The following is a 17,140-nucleotide window of genomic DNA, read 5'->3' as shown; positions in this document are numbered from 1 at the left end:
TAGATGAATCCTCGACTGAATTGCCGTCAATAAGGGCTCAGAGCTTATCTCGATTCGATAACGAGATCACCTAAAAGGCCTGGACCATCCCCGGTGCAGTCGACTAACTCCCCTAATTTTAAAGGGAACTGACTGTTCATCAAATAGATAGGGCGAGGTAACGGTCAGATATCTTGAGCCTAATTCCCGTTTGCCCGAAATCTCCACCGCACCCGTCTGGCAGGCTTCCGCTCACCCACTCCTTCGACCAGGGATTTGAGGTGCACATGACGAGTCATCGTCGAAAGAGACGTGAACATCGGCGCAGACCGCGTAGGTTGATACTTCTCACCGCCGCCATGGCTTCGGCAGCGGTGATAGCGGGGGGTATCGCCTACTCCGGTCTTGGTGACCACGCCGAGGCGGGAACGCCTGCGCAGGCCAGACCTGCCGAGAACGCCCTGTCACCGGCCGCCGCACCGGCCCGTGAGGCGGAACCGGAGCCGATCGCGGGCAGACCCGCCAACGACACGGCGCGCGGCATGGTCTTCGACGGCCTCAAGGCCGCGCCGAAGGGCGATCATTGCGTCGGGGTCTACCGCACGGCGGCTGGGCACTGCAGCCACGGTCCCGACGCGCCGCCCAAGGGCGTCGACATCAAGAAGGACGTTCCCCCGGCTGTGAAGACCCGGGCCGTGGCGTCCGATCCGGCCAAGCCCGAAGGCGGCGCCGCGACGGCGGAAGGCAGCGGGCGTCCTCAGGACGCGCCAGCCGCCGACGCGAGCACCGCGAAGACTCCGGCCTCGAAGGCCCCGGCCCCCGCAAGCGACAGCCGCCAGGCCGTCGCCGCCGGGCCCGCAGGCCAGACCGTCCAGTGCGACGGTGACGGCAGCTCCGGCAACCGCGTCCAGGTGGTGTACGTCCACGGCCCCGGCCAGGACCGGTACGCCGAGTACGTCGCTTCGTTCCGCAAGTGGGCGGCCGACGCCGACCTCATATACTCGGCGAGCGCCCAGGAGACCGGCGGAGTACGCCACATTCGCTACGTCACAGCCGCGGACTGCACCCCCACGGTGCTCAACATCGAGGTCCCGGCCTCCGCCCTGGCCGAGTTCAGCGCGACCAACAACGCGCTCGCCGCCAAGGGCCTCGACCGCCGTGACCGCAAGTACATGATCTTCGCCGACAGCAAGGTCTACTGCGGCATCGGCACCTTCGCCGGCGACGAGCGTCCCGGTCAGGCCAACCAGAGCAACTTCGGCCCCTCCTACGGCCGTACGGACTCCGGCTGCTGGGGCGGCCACACCGCCGCCCACGAACTCGGCCACAACCTTGGTGCGGTCAACAACAGCGCCCCCAACACCAGCCGGGGCGCCCACTGCACCGACGAGTTCGACGTCATGTGCTACTCGGACACGCCGTACTACCCGCAGATGCGCAACGTCTGCACCAACAAGGCGTCCGAGAACATCCTGGACTGCAACCACGACGACTACTTCCACACCAGTCCCAAGGCCGGAAGCTACCTGGCCACGCACTGGAACATCGCCGACAACCAGTTCCTGATGAAGACCAAGGGCGGCGGCGTCGATCCGGGGCCCGGCCCCAACCCCAAGCCGACCCCCAGCCCGACCCCGACCAAGAAGCCCACCGACGGGCTGACGGTGACGGTCGGTCAGATCCAGTCGAACTCGGCCGTGGCCAGCTGGCCCAAGGCTGACGGCGCCGCCTGGTACCAGGTCCTGCTGAACGGCAAGCACCTGACGTGGGTTCAGTCGCAGGCAGTGCGCATCTACAACCTCCAGCCGGGCACGGAGTACAAGGTCGCCGTCTCCGTGCGTGACGCGTCCGGGCGCGACAGCGGACCCGGCAAAGCCACCACCTTCCGTACGGCGGGCGCCGACGACCGCACCACTCCTGGCGCCCGCTACACCCTCAGCAACGGCAGCACCGGCATGGCCGCCGAGCTGTGGGGCGGTCGCAGTGCCGACGGCACGGTGCTCGTCGGAGCGCGCGCCAACGGCTACGCCCACCAGCAATGGCTCTTCGAGGATGCGGGCGGCGGGCTGGTCCGCATCAAGTCCGCGGTCTCCGGCAAGTGCCTGCAGACGGGCGGCGCCCCGGCCCAGGGCACGTGGATCGCGCAGCAGCCCTGCGGCAACGGCTCCACCCAGCGGTGGAAGCTGAACACCAAGGGCGGCACGACCACCATCACGGACCCGAGTGGCGGATACGCCCTGACGGTCAGCAAGCGCCCGTACTACGGCGAGTGGCTGCTCGACCTCCAGCGCGCGGACGACCGCGCGACCCAGATCTGGACGGTCCAGAAGGTCGGCTGACCTTCCTCCGGCCGGCATCCCCACCGGTCGGCCGTCCACCGGCGGGCGGCTGCCCCAGGCAGCCGCCCGCCGGGCCCTCGGATCCCAGCGCACCAGGAAGCACACCACAACGATGCGTACACGCCACGCCTTTCCGGTCCGCACCGGACTCGGAGCCCTGTTCCTGTTCCTCGCCCAGCCGCTGGCCCTGGCCGTGCCGACGGCGGCCCACGCCCACGGCGACACCGTCAAGGTCGTGGTCACCGGGCAGCGGGAGGGCCACGTCACCACCGAGATCACCTGGGAGAACGACGGGGACCCCATCGACGAGGCGGTCGCCGGCACCGTGAACGCGACCAGTGTGGACGGCACCCGCACGATGGGGCCCTGGCGGCTGGTCCGCGATGCGGGCAGCAGCACGCGCAAGGGCTGGAGCACGACGGAGGTCCTACCGGCCGGCACCTGGAAGGTGCATGTTCACGTCGGATTCCCCTCGCTCGGACAGGGCGAGAGCGAGGTCGCCGTACCGGTCGTCGATCCGGTTCCGCCCACCGGACAGGTCACGCCCACCGCCCCTGCTACAACCGGCCCCTCGGCCGCAGTCGTGCCATCGGTCAAGGCCCCAGCGCCCACCGGCACGTCGGCGTCGCCTGCCCCGGCCGGCGACAGGAGCCACAGCACCTTCCCCTGGGTTATGACGGGCATGGCTGTGGCCGTCCTCATGGGGGCGGCCGCCGGGGTGGTGCTCATCCGGCGCGCCCGAGCCCGCCGGCCGTAACAAAGCGACGGGGCGGTCGAACCGCATCGAGCCGTGTGAACTTCGCCCGCTGCCCTGGAGTGACGGCGCACTTCAGGGGCGGACAGCGCCTGACTGACTGGCCATCAGTTATCGAATCAACGCCGAACCGAGGGGCCGCAGCCGCAGCCCCCAGCATCTGCGCCGCAGCCCCGGACGACCGGGTTGCTGGGCAAGCAGGTTCCCCCACATTTTCGGATCAAGGAGCATGATGCACAGACGTCGCACGTCCCGCCGCAAGAAGGCGCTGATAGCCGCGGTCACCGCCGCAATCTCCGGCGGTCTGCTGTTCGGCTTCGGTGCCCTCGCCCAGGCCGATACGGTCACCGGCACGGTCATCGGCGGGCCGAACAACTACAAGGCCATCAACCACCGGGCCAAGCCGTCCCTCTCGGCCCAGGTGAAAGGCTCCTCGAAGGTCGGCGACAAGATCCAGATGTCCTGCCGGACCACCGGCGACACCGTGGAGAACAACCCGCGGTGGATCTACACCGGCTCGTACTACATCGCGGACGCCTTCATCAAGGAGAACACCACCACCCTGCCGGTCTGCGGTTCGAGCCGACCCACCCCCACGACCGCGAAGACGATCAACATCGACATGCAGAAGCAGGTCAGGACCCAGTGGTGCTGGGACGCCTCCGGCGTGACCATCGCCAAACACTGGGGCTACACCGTCAGCCAGGAGCGGTTCTGCCAGCTCGCCGCCCAGGGCACCTGGGTGAACTGCAACAACCAGCCCGCGACGCTGGAAGACATGGCCAACGGTCTGGCCAAGCTGGGACTGGGCAACAGCGGCCGCAGCCTGTACCGCAACGCCTCGTTCAACGAGTCCGCCGCCGAGATCGCCGCAGGCCGGCCGTTCGCCGTCCGGTTCGGCTGGCGCACCGGCGGCGGTCACATGAACGTCATCTACGGCTACGACAGCGCCACCAACATGATCGCGGTAGGCGACCCGTGGCAGACCACCCAGACCTACACCTGGTGGAACTACTCCACTTACGCGAACAACAACTCGTTCCAGTGGACCCACTCCCGCATCGGGATCCAGGGCTGAGGAGAAGACCGACCATGCAGACCATGCGACGCACCAAGCGCGCGGCCGTCCGGGCCGCCGTCCTCGCCACGACCACGCTCGCCGCCGTCTTGTGTGGAAACGTTTCCGCACAAGGCGCGGAGGGCGACGGCATCGCGGGCTACCAGTCCGCCCAGCACACCCTCCGCAGCGACCAGCTCCGGGACACCGTCTCCCGCTTCCTGGTCTCGGCGCGACAGCGCGGCACTGCGGCCGCCGCGGACGGCGGCACCGTCGGCGCACCCAAGAACGCACCCGCCGCGGACTCCGCGCCACCCGGGTTCGAACTCAAGGACCCGGTGCCCATGTTCGAGATCAGCCCTGAGCTCGTGGCCGGCAAGACCCGGGCCACTCCGCAGACCGCGCTGCGGCTCTCCTACCTGGCCTCCCGGGTGACCGCCTCCGACGGCAAACACGCCGCCGTACTGCTCGCACCCAAGGGAAACGCCACCGCGACGGGAAGCGGCCCGCGGAACGTCGGCGCCGAAGGCTGGGAGCTGGCCGGCATCCGGGACGGGGATAACGATGTCAGCCTTGCCGAACGCGGCACCCCGCAGGCCCGCACCTTCATCGAACCGCAGATCCACGCCTGGTACCGGCTCACCGCCAAAGGCATGATCGAGCCGCTCAACAAGGAGGCGACCAGCGGTCTCGGCGGAAAGCGCTCCATCACCCTCGCCGCCTACCAGAAGCTGGTCACCGCCCGTTACGGTGACAAACTGCCCGGCTCGAAGTACGACCGCAAGGGCATGGCCGGCGGGTACGGCGGCCTCGTGGAGGACCAGCCGGCCCAGGCCGCCGCCGTGTCCGCGAGACCGGCAGCCGAGGCGTCCTGGCAGCCGATAGCCGGTACCGCGGCCGCGGCCCTGGCGGCGACCGGCGGTGCGGTGGTCTTCGCACGCCGCCGGAGGACTGCCGGCGTGCGCTGACCTGACCCCGTGAAAGGCCGGGCCCCTCCCGTGCACAGCCTGACGACTTCCCTCGTCGGATACGCATGGGCGCGGGAGGAGGCCCGGCCGTACGGTCCGGACGGCAACCAGACCCGTTGAGTTGCGAAAGGGCCTGATGAGACACAGAACGATCGAGCGCTGTCGCCGACAGGTCGCACAGCACCACAGCCTCGGTACCCAGGGAGCACGATGATGACGATCAAGCCCACGAGGGGCCCCGTGACCGGCAAGGTGATCGCCGTCTGGGTAGGAGCCGTGGCGGCAGCAGCGTTGCTGACGAGCGGGTGCAACGGCGGTGGCGAGTACGGGCGGGACGACCGGGCTGCCAAGAGCCCGTCGGCGCCGGCCTCGGCGACAACGGGTCCGGGCGGGATGGACGCTGACGAGACCCCGCCGGGCCCCAAGGTGCCGAAGCCCGAACTCACCCCCGCCACCGGGTCCTTCACCAAGGGACAGAAGGAGTACCTGACCGAGCGGGTGCCCGAGGGCACCGACCCGGCAGCCATCCTGGAAGCGGGCCAAGAGGTCTGCGAGCGCATCACCCTCACCACCAAACACGACCGCAAAGCTGCCATCGACGCAATCCGGAGTGGCGGGATCACCGGCGCCCGGGACGCCATCACTCACCTCTGTCCAGAGCACAAACCGCTCCTGGAAACAGCAGGGAAAAAGACCACGGGGTGACGGAACTCCCCATGGCCGTCGCGATACCGACCACGAACGAGGCCGAGAACATCGGGCATCGGTCGACGTGGATGTGCCGAGGCTTGAGACGAAATGAGCCGGGCTCCGTATCGACGGACGACCACTAACGATCAACTGGATGATTGGTGTAGGTGCAATGGTGCCGATCAGGTCACATGTGTTCGGGGCGGTAGCGCTACGCCGCCGTGACACAGGATGCAAGAAGAGGTCAGGGCGGCGTATTCGCTCGGTGGGGGCGTACACGGCCGCTCTGGCGGTAGCGGCCGGGTCGCTGGTCGGGGTGGCGACGGCGCCATCAGCGGCCGCGCGGACCGCGCCGGTTGCCATGACGGCGGACGAGCTGCCGGCGTGGCAGACCAACGGCATCGTGTGGGCGATGGCCCATGCCGACGGGGTCGTCTTCGCCGGCGGCACCTTCTCCACCATCAGACCGCCCGGCGCACCAGCCGGCAGCAAGGAACAGCAGGCGGTCAACTTCGTGGCACTGAACGCGGCGACCGGGAAGCCCACCTCCTGCAAGCTGTCGTTCACCGTCCGTTCCGGACTGGCGACGGTACGGGCACTGGCGGTGTCACCAGACCAAAAGACCCTCTACGCCGGCGGCCGCTTCGGCGCCGTCAACGGCGTCGGCACCAGCAACGTGGCCGCCATCGACATCGCCACCTGCAAACCGAAGACGAACTTCAGGCCGGTGATCAATGCCACTGTCCGAGCCCTGGCCGCCACCGACGACGCGGTCTACCTCGGTGGCGACTTCACCACCGTCGCCGGCCAGACCCGCCGCCACTTCGCCTCCCTCACCAGCGCATCCGCCGCACTGCGTCCCTGGACGGCGAACGCCGACGAGCCGGGCCGGGCAATCGAGGTCACCCCGGACGGCCGGAACATCATCCTTGGCGGCGACTTCTTCACCGTGAACGCGGCCGACTCCAAAGCCCTCGCCGTCGTCAACAGCAACAGCGGAACTCTGACCAAGGCTTACCCGCTGGGATTTCTTGCCGGCAACATGAGGGTGAAGGACATCACCACCGACGCCACCGGCTTCTACACCGCCATGGAGAACTACGCCATTCCACCGGGTGGCCGTCCCGCCAACGCAAACGACCCCATCGCATATGACGGCCGAATGGCCTTCGATCTCAAGGGCTTCAAGCAGCGCTGGCGGGACACCTGCTTCGGTGCGACCCAGGCGGTCGAGGTCTACAAGGGTGTGCTCTACTCGGCCTCGCACGCGCACGACTGCCGCGGCATGGACGAGTTCACAGAAATATGGGAGCGCCAGCACCTGCTGGCCCAGCCGGTGGACGCCCCCGCCCCCTTCTTCGGCTGGTTCCCTGACACCAACGACGGGCTCGGCGAGGGGATCGGGCCACGAGTGATAGCCACCGCCTCCAGGAACGGCACCGACTACATGTGGGTGGGCGGCGAGTTCACCAAGGTCAACGGCAAGCCGCAGCAGGGGCTGACCCGGTTCGCCGGCGCCCCGGACACGCGTGCACCCTCAGCCCCGCAGGTGACCGCCGCCAGCACCACGCCCGGCAAGATCGATGTGCGCTGGCAGTCCAGCCTCGATCTCGACGACAGCAAGCTGACCTATCGCGTCTACCGCAACGGCTCCAGCACCCCCATCCACACCGTCACCGGCTCCTCCCTGCTCTGGAAGCGCCCCCAGCTGACCTTCACCGACACCAACGTCACGCCCGGGTCCACGTATACGTACCGGATCACGGCGAGTGACGGCAGCAACAGGAGCGCGCTGTCCACGCCCGCCAAGGTCACCGCGACCGCACGAGCGAGCCAGTACGCGCAGCGCGTCGTGGCCGACGGCGCCAACCTGTACTGGCGGTTCGAAGAGACCGCCGGCACCTTCGCCGCCGACACCACTGGCACCAACAACAGCGGCATCCACAAGGGCGGCCCCACCCGCGGCGTGACCCCCGGCGCGGTACCGGGATCCACCGCGGCCATCGGCTACCTCGGCATCGACGAGTACACCTACGGCGACCGCCCCAGCCGCACCCCTTCCGCATACTCAATCGAAACCTGGTTCAAGACCACCACGACCTCGGGCGGCAAGCTCATCGGCTTCGACAGCAGCAACTTCATGCTGGGCCGCGCCTACGACAAGCACATCTACATGGGCAATGGTGGCCATCTGTGGTTCGGGGCGTACAACGGTGCGGTCCAGACCATCCACAGCAGTGCGCCCCTCAACGACGGCAAGTGGCACCACGTCGTCGCCACCCAGGGCCCCGGCACCGGAATGCGTCTGTACGTGGACGGAACCCTGCAAGCGAGCAACCCGCAGGTGACCACCAGCGCTGACTACACCGGCTACTGGCACGTGGGCGGAGGCAGGCCGGGCGGACTGGCCGGCTGGCAGGTCGGTTCCGGTAACCCGTCGAGCGAGTCCTTCAACGGGCAGATCGACGAAACGGCCATCTACCCACACGTGCTGTCCCCCGCACAGGTGGCACAGCACCACAGCCTCGGCACCCAGGGGGCACCATGACGAGGTCAAACGCCCCGGAACCCAGCCTTGGGCGATTGCGCCGTCCGTAGAAGAAGGTCAGGTTCTCGTGGTGGGCGTCCGTCAACGCTCTTCGCCCGCCTCTTGTCGCGGCAAACAGGGCCGCCACCGGGCTGCCCACCCCGGCACCCGATCCGCCGGGAACGCCCCGTTTCCGAGAATCGCTCACAGTCGGGCGGGTGACTCCAGCGACTTGTGCGACATCTGGTGAGTTCCCCTGAGGCCTCGCCCCCGTGGCGCGGCGGATCTTCCTCAGTCGTTGAGTAGCCGCCATGCGGTGAGGGCGAGCCTGGCCCGTGTCAGTCCGGTGGGGTCGGTGAGTTCGATGCCCAGGGTCTGTGTGATCTGTTCGAGTCGACGGGCGACGCTGCTGTGGTGCAGGTGGAGGAGGTCGGCGGCCTGGCGTAGGGAGCCGGTGGCGCAGTAGGCGTCCAGGGTCTCCAGGTCTTCCGGGCTGCCGGCAGTGCGGGCGATGGCGGCCACGTCGGCGTTGTCGCGCGAGGCGTCCTGGGGTATCTCGGCCAGCAACGCCAGCGCGCCCAGGTCGTCGTAGGAGACGACCGTCTGGTACGGGGTGGTGAAGCGGAGGGCGGTGCGGGCCTGCCGCCAGGAGCGGTCAGGGCTGTCGGCGGCACCGATGCCCGCGCGTACGCCTGCCGGAAACCGGGCAGAGTCGATGGCGGTGGCCAGGATGACGCCCACGTCGGCGAGCGCTGCCGCCTTGACCAGGCGGGCCGGGCAGACCAGGCCGCCGACTTGGTCGAGCGGGAGCTGCGAGCGTACGGCGACGACGCGGACCTGCAGGTCGGCGGCGAAACCCAGGAGTCGTAGTGCTCGGGCTCTGGCCGCCTCGTCGCTGTCGGAGCTGATCACCAGTTCGACGAGGGCGGGGTCGGCCATGGTGGTGAGGGCCGGGCCGTACCGCTCGGCGACGGCCGCGGCGGCGATGGCGAGCCGGTCAAGCAGCACGTCGTCGAGTGCATTCGGCAGATCGGGGCGTTCCAGCCACACTGTGCCGATCTCCTCCGCATCGAGCGTGATCGGCACAGTGGTGGACGCGGGTGCCGGCGGGGCGGACGCTTGCCGGCCGTCGGGCGAGACGCGGATCACCCGCCCCGTGCTGTGGAGGCGGATCCCTGCCACGCACTCGGCCAAGCCCGCCGAGGCCCGGGCGAGGGCCGGGAGATCCACCCGACGGCGCATCAGCGTGTCGTAGAACGCGACGATGCGCATCGCGCCGTCGACGTACGGATCCAGTCCCGACAGCCGTACGGCCAGTGCTTCCATGGCCGAAGGATAGACGGACAGGGGCGCGCCGAGCGGTGCGTGATCAGGCCGGGATGCGCGACGAATGGCGGACGATCCCTTGGGTCGCGGCCGTGAGGATGGTCGTCATGGATCCCGAACTTGAAGCATTCATCCCGTTCCTCCCGAAGATCGACATGAACGACCCGGTCACCGCGCGCAAGAACTTTGCCGAGCGTGCCGCGGCGGCGCCGGCGCCGGACACCACGAACCTGGAGGTCGAGGACCGCACGGTGTCCGCCGATCCGGACGTGCCGGTCCGGGTCTACCGTCCGCGCCAGGCCCAAGGCGCCATCGTCTGGCTGCACGGCGGCGGCGGAGTCTTCGGTGACCTGGACACTGAGCATCCGTGGGCCGCCCGGATCGCGGACTTCTCCGGGGCGATGGTGATCTCGGTGGGCTACCGCCTGGCACCCGAGCACCGGTTCCCGGCCGCCCTGGACGACGCGTACGCGGTACTGACCTGGACGGCCGAGCACGCAGCCGAGTTCGGCATGGACCCGGCGCGGATCGCGGTCGGAGGGCACAGTGCCGGCGCGAACCTCGCGGCTGCGGTGGCCCTGCGGGCGCGTGACAAGCAGGGGCCGCCGATCCGCTTCCAGCTGCTCAACCAGCCGGGACTGGACGACCGGCAGAGGACGTGGTCGGCGCGGAACTTCACCGATACCCCCTGGATGACTCGCCAGCAGATCGCCGCATCGTGGCGGCACTACTTGGGCTCCACGCCCGCCTCGCAGTACGCCGCCCCGTCCCATGCCGCCGATCTGTCCGGGCTGCCACCGGCCTACATCTCCACCGCGGAGTTCGATCCGAACCGCGACGAAGGCATCGAATACGCGCTGCGCCTGATGCGGGCGGGTGTGTCGGTCGAACTGCACCAGTGGCCTGGCACCTTCCACGGATCGCAGGCGATCCTGTCCGCCGAGGTCTCGCAGCGGCAGAACCTCGAACTCGGCGCCGCGTTGCGCCGCGCTCTGGCCGAGTGACCGTGGATACCCAAAGGGCACGGGGAGAGTCCCCGTTGCACTCATCGATCACGAAAGGACGGATGTCATGAAGATCCGACTGATGTTAGGTGCAAGCGTGGCCGCGCTGAGTGTGTGCGCCGGCACGGTGGCGGCAGCTCCCGCGCTCCCTGAGACAAAGGCCGTGCCGGCCGGCAGCACGAGCCCGTCGACCGGCTTCGATCCCGCGGAGCTGAAATCCGCTCTGGACGGTGTCCACCGCGCGGGCATACCGGGGGTGTACGCCGAGGTGCGCGAGGCCGGCCGGACGTGGCGCGGCGCTTCCGGGGTCGCCGACGTCACCACCGGCCGTCCCGTCACACCCGACATGCGCCAACGCGTCGGCAGCATCACCAAGACCTTCACCGCCGCCGCGGTCATGCAGCAGGTGGAACAGGGCCGGGTCCGGCTCGACGCACCGATCGGCGGCTATCTGCCGCACCTGGTGCCGGGAGAGCGCGGCATGAAGATCACGGTCCGGATGCTACTCAACAACACCAGCGGCATCCCCGATTACATCCCCTACGCCTTCCCGTCCCTCCAGGCGTTCCCTTCCCTGCCGGACGTCTCGCCCAAGAGCCTGGACGACAACCGGTTCAGGCAGTTCCGCCCGGCCGAGCTGATCGAGATGGGGCTCGCGGCGCCTCCCGCCGGCGAGCCCGGAGCCCCTACAGGGGTGTACTCCAACACCAATTGGCTGCTCCTCGGCCAGCTACTGCAGCAGGTGACCGGTACTCCGGCCGAGGAGTACATCACCCGCAACGTCATCGAGCGTGCCGGCCTCCGCCACACCGGGTTTCCGACCGGGCCGCGCATCAGGGGACCGCACTCGCGGATGTACGAGGCCTTCTACGGATTGATAGACCCGCCGCGCGACTACAGCGTCTACAACATGTCCTGGACGGGGACGGGGGCCGCTCTCGTATCGACCATGGAGGATCTCAACCGTTTCTACACCAAGCTGCTCGACGGCAAGATCGTCAACCGGTCGTCGCTGGCGCAGATGCAGCGCACGGTCCCGGTCCGCGCCCTGGACGGCACGATGATCGAATACGGCCTTGGCCTGCACAAGGTCGGCACGGCCTGCGGCACGTTCTGGGGCCACGACGGCACGGTCTGGGGGGCCGGGACGATGTCCCTGACCCGGGCCGACGGCAAGCGCCAGATGTCCGTCGCGGTCAACCTCCAGAGGTGGAACAAGCCGGACTCCTCGGGGAAGCCGCAGCCCCACCCCATCGACTACGCGCTGAAGGCGCTGTACCGGCAAGCAATGTGCGGTGAACGAAACGCCGAGGCCGAGAATGCCTCGCAGGTCCCGGCGTTCGTCCCTTAGCCGGAGTGCCGCACGCCCGCTGACCAAGGGCGCTGGATGAACGGCGGCAAAGTCGCCGCGGTGTGGCGGCACTACCTGGACTCCGCGCCGGCCTCGCCGTGCGCCGCTCCGGCTCGGGCCGCCGACCCGTCCGGCCCACCTCCCGCCCTACGTCGCGACCGCGGAGTTCGACCCGAACGGCGACGAAGCATCGACTACGCGCTGCGCTTGCTGCGCCCTCTGTCCACCTTCACCAAGGCGGAAAAATTCATGCCGAGAAAAGAACAATGGGCTCCGACCATGACGGCGGGCAGCTGATGGCCTTCCATGCGAAGAGCGACGTCCACGCCAACCACTGGCAAGTCCGCCCCGAGGCCGACGCGGTCGTGTCCTGCCTCATCGGGACGGTATCCCTCTCCCTCCGTCCGGAGCGGCCGGGACAAATGGAGGAAGAGATCTGGCCGGCGGCCAGAGCCGCCGCCATCGTCCCGCGCGGGCGATGGCAGTGCATCAAGCTGGACATCCCCAGCACCATCATGGCCGTCACGCTGCCGTGTGGCAGCCGGCTGGAGAAGCGGCTGGAAGGTCACAGGGCACGATGAAAACGGAGCAGGCGGAACCTTCGGACGCCGTAGGTCTCGGGGAGTTGCTGCGCCCCGTCCGGCCGCAGCTGGGCACGGCGATCGGCCTGCAGGCTGTCGGGGCTGTGGTTGCCGTAGTGCCGTTCGCCGCAGTGGCAGAACTGGCCAGGGTGCTCATGGTGGATGGCCCAGTCAACGAAGGCCCGGCATGGACGGTTGCCGCGTTCGCGGCGGGCGCGCTGGTGGTGTGGCTGGCGCTAACCACCGCGGCAGGAGCGATCGCCCATGCCGCGGATCTGGATTTCCAGTTGTCGGTGCGGCGACGCCTGGTCGACCGGCTCGGCCGGCTGCCACTGGGGTGGTTCACCGACCGCGGCGCGGGCGGTATCGGTAAGGCGGTCCAACACGATGTGGACACGATGCACCACCTGGTGGCGCACTCACTGCTGAACCTCACCGCGAGTGTGGTCACGCCGCTCGTGACGCTCGTCTACCTGTTCTGGGTGGACTGGCGGATGGCGTTGATCCTGATGATCCCGCTGGTGATCGGAATCTCGCTCTTCATCAGGATGGCCATGAGCCTGGATGCGGAGACTGCCGCCTACGAAGCGGCCCAGGAGCGCATCGTCGCGAGTGTCATCGAATTCGTCGAGGGCATCGCCGTGGTCAAGATGTTCGGGCAGGCCAAGCGCGCGCACCGGCAGTACGCGCAGGCCGCCGACGACTTCACGACGTTCTTCATCGCCTGGATCTCGAAGGGCTACCGGGCCACCGCCGCCTCGGCGCTGGTGCTCGGGCCGGTCACCATTCTGCTCACAGTGCTGGTCGGGGGCACGGCGCTGGTCTCGTCCGGGTCGCTGGACGCACTCGATCTGCTGCCGTTCGCGATCCTCGCTCTGGGCGTGGCCGCGCCCCTGCAGGCGCTGGACTTCCACGGCCACGACATGGAGATGGCCGGTGCGGCGGCCAAGCGCGTGGGCGCGCTGCTCTCGGCGCCGGAACTGGCGGTCCCCGCCGAACCGCGACGGCCGGAGCTCGACGGCGGCGTCCGCGTGGAGTTGTCAGGTGTCGAATTCGCCTACGACGCGAACCGGCCCGTGGTGAGCGGCATCGACCTGGCACTAGAGCCGGGAACGGTGACGGCCCTCGTGGGTACGTCGGGTTCGGGCAAGACGACACTGGCGAAGCTGTTGCCGCGGTTCTTCGATCCGACCGCGGGCACCGTCACGATCGGCGGCGTCGACCTGCGCCACATCGCGCCGGACCAGCTGTACCGGCTGGTGTCGTTCGTCCTGCAGGACGTGCAACTGCTGGACGCCAGCGTGCGCGACAACATCCGCCTCGCCCGTCCCGACGCGGACGAGGAAACGGTGCGCAGCGCCGCTCGGGCGGCGGCCATCGACGAGCGCATCAGTGCGTTGCCGCGCGGCTACGACTCGCTGGTCGGCGGTGATGTCCGCTTCTCCGGCGGTGAGGCGCAGCGGCTGTCCATCGCACGGGCGATCCTCGCGGACACTCCGATCGTCGTCCTCGACGAGGCGACCGCCCACGCCGATCCCGAGTCGGAAGCGCTGATCCAGGACGCACTGTCGGAGCTGGCGGCCGGGCGGACCGTGCTCGTCGTCGCCCACCGGCTGGCTTCGGTGGTCGGCGTCGACCGCATCGTCGTACTCGAACAGGGCCGGATGGTCGAGCAGGGCACGCACGAGGAGCTGCTCGCCGCCGACGGACGGTACGCGCGGATGTGGCAGCTGCAGGATCAGGCCGGACCCCCGGACGCAGACGACCACGATGCCTACGCCGGAGCCGGCACGGCGAAGGAGGAAGGCCGATGATCCGCCGACTGTTCACCGCACTCGGCTCGCAGCACGACCGAGCCCTACGCCGACTGCTCAAACTGTTCATCGTTGCGGCGCTGCTGCAGGGCGTGGCGTTCGTCCTGCTCGTCCCGGTCCTGCGCGAACTGCTCGGCGACGAACCGGAACAGGCCTGGCCGTGGGTGATCGCGCTGGCCTTGCTGTGGGCCGGTTTCGCGGCAGTGAGCTATCCGGCGACACTGGCCGGCTACGGGACCGGGGCCGACATGAGCCGCGATCTGCATCACCGGATCGGTGACAAGGTCGCACAGCTTCCGCTGTCCTGGTTCACCCCCGACCGCGTCGGCGGACTCGGGCGCCTGGCCTCGCAGCGCGTGGTCGACATCATGGGCGTGCCGGCGCACCTGCTTCGGCAGTTGGTCGACACCTTCGTCACACCCCTGGTCGTGGTGGTGGGGATGTTCCTGTTCGACTGGCGGCTTGCCGTTTCGCTGGCCTTCGCCGCGGTCGCGGTGGCGCTGGTGTACCGAGTGGCCGGCCGCGGCATGGCGGCCGCCGACCAGGAGGCAGACCGTATCCACGCCACCGCCGCCGGACGGATCGTGGAATTCGCCCGCGCCCAACCGGTTCTGCGCGCCTTCGGCCGCACGGTGCAAGGGCATGCCCAGCTCGATCAAGCGCTCACCGCACAGCACGCGGCCGGCCGCCGGATGCTGCGCGCCAGCATGCCGGGCCTCGTCTCGCTCGCCTTCATCGCGCAGGCGTCCTTCATCGTACTGCTGGCTCTGGGCACCAACCTGGCCCTCGACGGCTCGCTGGAAACAGCCGAGCTGATCGCGTTGCTGGTGCTGGCGGCCCGGTTCGTCGAACCAGTCATGCTCACCGCCGAACTCGGTGGCGCGATCCGTGTCGCCGAGAACGCGCTGACCGAAATCAACGAACTGCTCGCCACCGAAACGCTGCCCGAACCGGAGACGCCACGGCGGCCGGACGGCGCCGACATCGAACTCGACGACGTGCGCTTCGGCTACGGGGGCTCCGCGGTGCTGGACGGATTCTCGATGCGGGTGCCGCAAGGCCGGATGACCGCACTGGTCGGTCCATCCGGTGCCGGCAAGACGACCGTGATCAAGTTGATCGCGCGGTTCTTCGACCCCGACGCAGGCACGGTCCGGGTCGGCGGCGTGGACGTCCGCGAGATGCGGACGGAGGAGCTGACGTCGGCCATCTCCGTGGTCTTCCAGGACGTCTACCTCTTCGACGGATCCATCATCGACAACGTGCGCCTCGGCAGGCCCGACGCCACCGACGACGAGGTCTACGCCGCGGCCCGCACGGCGCGAGTCGACCAGATCGCCGACCGTCTGCCGGGCGGCTGGGACGCGCCGGTAGGGGAGGGTGGCAGCCGCCTCTCGGGCGGTGAGCGACAGCGTATTTCCATCGCGCGCGCCCTGCTGAAGAACACCCCGATCGTGCTGTTCGACGAGGCAACCTCAGCGCTGGACGCCGAGAACGAGCACGCGTTGCAACAGGCGATGGCGGCCTTGTCGCAGGAGCGCACCGTTCTGGTGATCGCGCACCGGCTGAACACCCTGCGCGAGGCGGACCACATCGTGGTGCTCGATCAGGGTCGTGCCGTGGAAGAGGGTGTCCACGACCGGTTGCTCAACCGCGATGGCCGATATGCCCACTACTGGCGGGAACGCCGCCGGGCGCACGGTTGGCGCCTGGCCGCGCCGGCCACGGTTCAGGGCACCCTCGGATAGGCGCGGCGCCATGCTCTGCGCCACCGCCCTCGCCCAGCCGGGCCGCGTCACGATCCTGACGTCCGACGTCGAGGACATCACCATGCTCACCACCGACCATCCACGCGTGACCGCAGAGAAGATCTGACTTGCGACACCAAACCGGGCTCTTGCGCCGCCTGTTTCCCGGCACCTCCGCCTGGGTCTGTGACGGTGGGGGTCGCCCCCGCGAAACAGGCGCACGCCCTCGCTGCCCAAGCCTTCGGCCAACGCAGAGAACCGTTACTGCGCCGCGCGGTCAATCACGGAGCGTGTCCGACCTGGGGCTCGCTGGCACGGTCATGGGTGCTGAGCACTCGGTCTTGTCTCTCTCCCTCCGCGGACAGAGGGGGACCAGTCGCCGCTCGGGCAAGCGGTGCTGCCGCCTCCACGTGGCCCCGGCTCGCGGCTCCGCTTCTCAGCGGAGCGTGCGGCTGTGGCGGCCGGAGCGCCGTAGATGCATCCCCAGATACACCAGGGCCGCGACGAACACGACGATGCCGATGATAAGGAGGTAGAGCAGTCCTTCGGCGACGGCGCCGATGATGCCCAGCACGATCGCGGCGATGACGAGTATCAGGAAGAGCGTCATGACGTGGGCACCTCCTCGGTGGGTGGGTCAGCGGCGGGCGAGCTGCCGCTCGCTGTTCGCGCCGGGCTGGTAGGGCAGGCCGTAGTGCGCGAAGACCGCGGCCTCGTCCTCGGCGGGCAGGACATCGTCCGTGCCGATCGCGGGGCACTTCTTCACCAGCGACTTGTCGTAGTCGACCTTGACGTACCCGGGCCCCACGGTCGCGCCGTTCAGTGGGACGAAGACCAGGTGGTGGCGGGTGGGCAGGCCGACCTGGACGGTTGCCATGGCCGGCTCGTCGGTGCTGGTGTCCACGTATACGGCTTCCAGCGTGCCGATCTTGTGGCCGCCCGCGTCGATGACGTCGTGGGTCCGCCACTCACGGATGTCTGCGGTTCGGATCATCCCGGGTT

At 68.9% G+C, this 17,140-nt stretch carries 14 protein-coding genes and 1 pseudogene; 12 read left to right on the top strand and 3 right to left on the bottom strand.

All coding sequences use genetic code 11. The features are described from left to right. Positions 1-338 precede the first annotated feature (338 nt). From ACZ7LT_RS11275 to ACZ7LT_RS11250, 6 genes are all read left to right on the top strand, one after another. Positions 339-2,318 carry an RICIN domain-containing protein gene (locus tag ACZ7LT_RS11275; protein WP_471235758.1) on the top strand — a complete coding sequence of 660 codons (1,980 nt, stop codon included), beginning with the start codon at positions 339-341 and terminating at the stop codon, positions 2,316-2,318. A gap of 112 nt (positions 2,319-2,430) precedes the next feature. Beyond that, complete coding sequence (locus ACZ7LT_RS11270; protein WP_471235756.1) at positions 2,431-3,075, top strand: hypothetical protein; 645 nt, start codon at positions 2,431-2,433, stop codon at positions 3,073-3,075. Positions 3,076-3,301: 226 nt separating this feature from the next. Beyond that, complete coding sequence (locus ACZ7LT_RS11265; RefSeq protein ID WP_471235755.1) at positions 3,302-4,150, top strand: papain-like cysteine protease family protein; 849 nt, start codon at positions 3,302-3,304, stop codon at positions 4,148-4,150. A 14-nt stretch (positions 4,151-4,164) separates the two neighbouring features. Continuing rightward, positions 4,165-5,097 carry a hypothetical protein gene (locus ACZ7LT_RS11260; RefSeq protein WP_471235754.1) on the top strand — a complete coding sequence of 311 codons (933 nt, stop codon included), beginning with the start codon at positions 4,165-4,167 and terminating at the stop codon, positions 5,095-5,097. Positions 5,098-5,337: 240 nt separating this feature from the next. Further along, the gene (locus ACZ7LT_RS11255) at positions 5,338-5,802 is read left to right on the top strand and encodes a hypothetical protein (RefSeq protein ID WP_471235753.1); all 465 of its coding nucleotides are present in this window, start codon (positions 5,338-5,340) and stop codon (positions 5,800-5,802) included. A gap of 250 nt (positions 5,803-6,052) precedes the next feature. Continuing rightward, positions 6,053-8,335, top strand: a complete 2,283-nt coding sequence (locus tag ACZ7LT_RS11250) for a LamG domain-containing protein (protein ID WP_471235752.1) — start codon at positions 6,053-6,055, stop codon at positions 8,333-8,335. Between the two features lie 270 nt (positions 8,336-8,605). On the opposite strand, the gene ACZ7LT_RS11245 is transcribed toward ACZ7LT_RS11250, so the two are convergent. After that, positions 8,606-9,640, bottom strand: a complete 1,035-nt coding sequence (locus tag ACZ7LT_RS11245) for a PucR family transcriptional regulator (RefSeq protein WP_471235751.1) — start codon at positions 9,638-9,640, stop codon at positions 8,606-8,608. Between the two features lie 107 nt (positions 9,641-9,747). Here ACZ7LT_RS11245 and ACZ7LT_RS11240 point away from each other — a divergent pair, with 107 nt between their 5' ends. The 6 genes and pseudogenes from ACZ7LT_RS11240 to ACZ7LT_RS11215 form a co-directional block, all read left to right on the top strand. Next, the gene (locus ACZ7LT_RS11240; RefSeq protein ID WP_471235750.1) at positions 9,748-10,644 is read left to right on the top strand and encodes an alpha/beta hydrolase; all 897 of its coding nucleotides are present in this window, start codon (positions 9,748-9,750) and stop codon (positions 10,642-10,644) included. Positions 10,645-10,711: 67 nt separating this feature from the next. Continuing rightward, positions 10,712-11,995: a serine hydrolase domain-containing protein gene (locus tag ACZ7LT_RS11235; RefSeq protein ID WP_471235749.1), complete on the top strand. Its 1,284-nt coding sequence runs from the start codon at positions 10,712-10,714 to the stop codon at positions 11,993-11,995. Positions 11,996-12,261: 266 nt separating this feature from the next. After that, positions 12,262-12,576, top strand: a complete 315-nt coding sequence (locus ACZ7LT_RS11230; RefSeq protein WP_471235748.1) for a cupin — start codon at positions 12,262-12,264, stop codon at positions 12,574-12,576. Then, positions 12,573-14,390, top strand: a complete 1,818-nt coding sequence (locus tag ACZ7LT_RS11225; protein ID WP_471235747.1) for an ABC transporter ATP-binding protein — start codon at positions 12,573-12,575, stop codon at positions 14,388-14,390. Before ACZ7LT_RS11230 ends, ACZ7LT_RS11225 begins: the two co-directional genes overlap by 4 nt. Next, entirely contained in the window at positions 14,387-16,138 is a 1,752-nt protein-coding gene (locus ACZ7LT_RS11220; RefSeq protein ID WP_471235746.1) for an ABC transporter ATP-binding protein, read from the top strand. Before ACZ7LT_RS11225 ends, ACZ7LT_RS11220 begins: the two co-directional genes overlap by 4 nt. 7 nt (positions 16,139-16,145) lie before the next feature. Further along, positions 16,146-16,265, top strand: a pseudogene (locus tag ACZ7LT_RS11215) (DNA-binding protein); the annotation flags it as partial. Between the two features lie 309 nt (positions 16,266-16,574). Here ACZ7LT_RS11215 and ACZ7LT_RS11210 read toward each other — a convergent pair. Together ACZ7LT_RS11210 and ACZ7LT_RS11205 are read right to left on the bottom strand one after the other, a co-directional pair. Beyond that, on the bottom strand, positions 16,575-16,748 hold the full coding sequence (locus ACZ7LT_RS11210) for a hypothetical protein (protein WP_471235745.1): 174 nt from the start codon (positions 16,746-16,748) through the stop codon (positions 16,575-16,577). A 27-nt stretch (positions 16,749-16,775) separates the two neighbouring features. Further along, positions 16,776-17,132, bottom strand: coding sequence for a PRC-barrel domain-containing protein (locus ACZ7LT_RS11205; protein ID WP_471235744.1), 357 nt, complete (start codon positions 17,130-17,132; stop codon positions 16,776-16,778). Between the last annotated feature and the right edge of the window lie 8 nt (positions 17,133-17,140).

The organism is Streptomyces sp. NPDC039465 (assembly GCF_055639315.1).
This window is presented reverse-complemented; position numbering and strand designations above follow the sequence as displayed.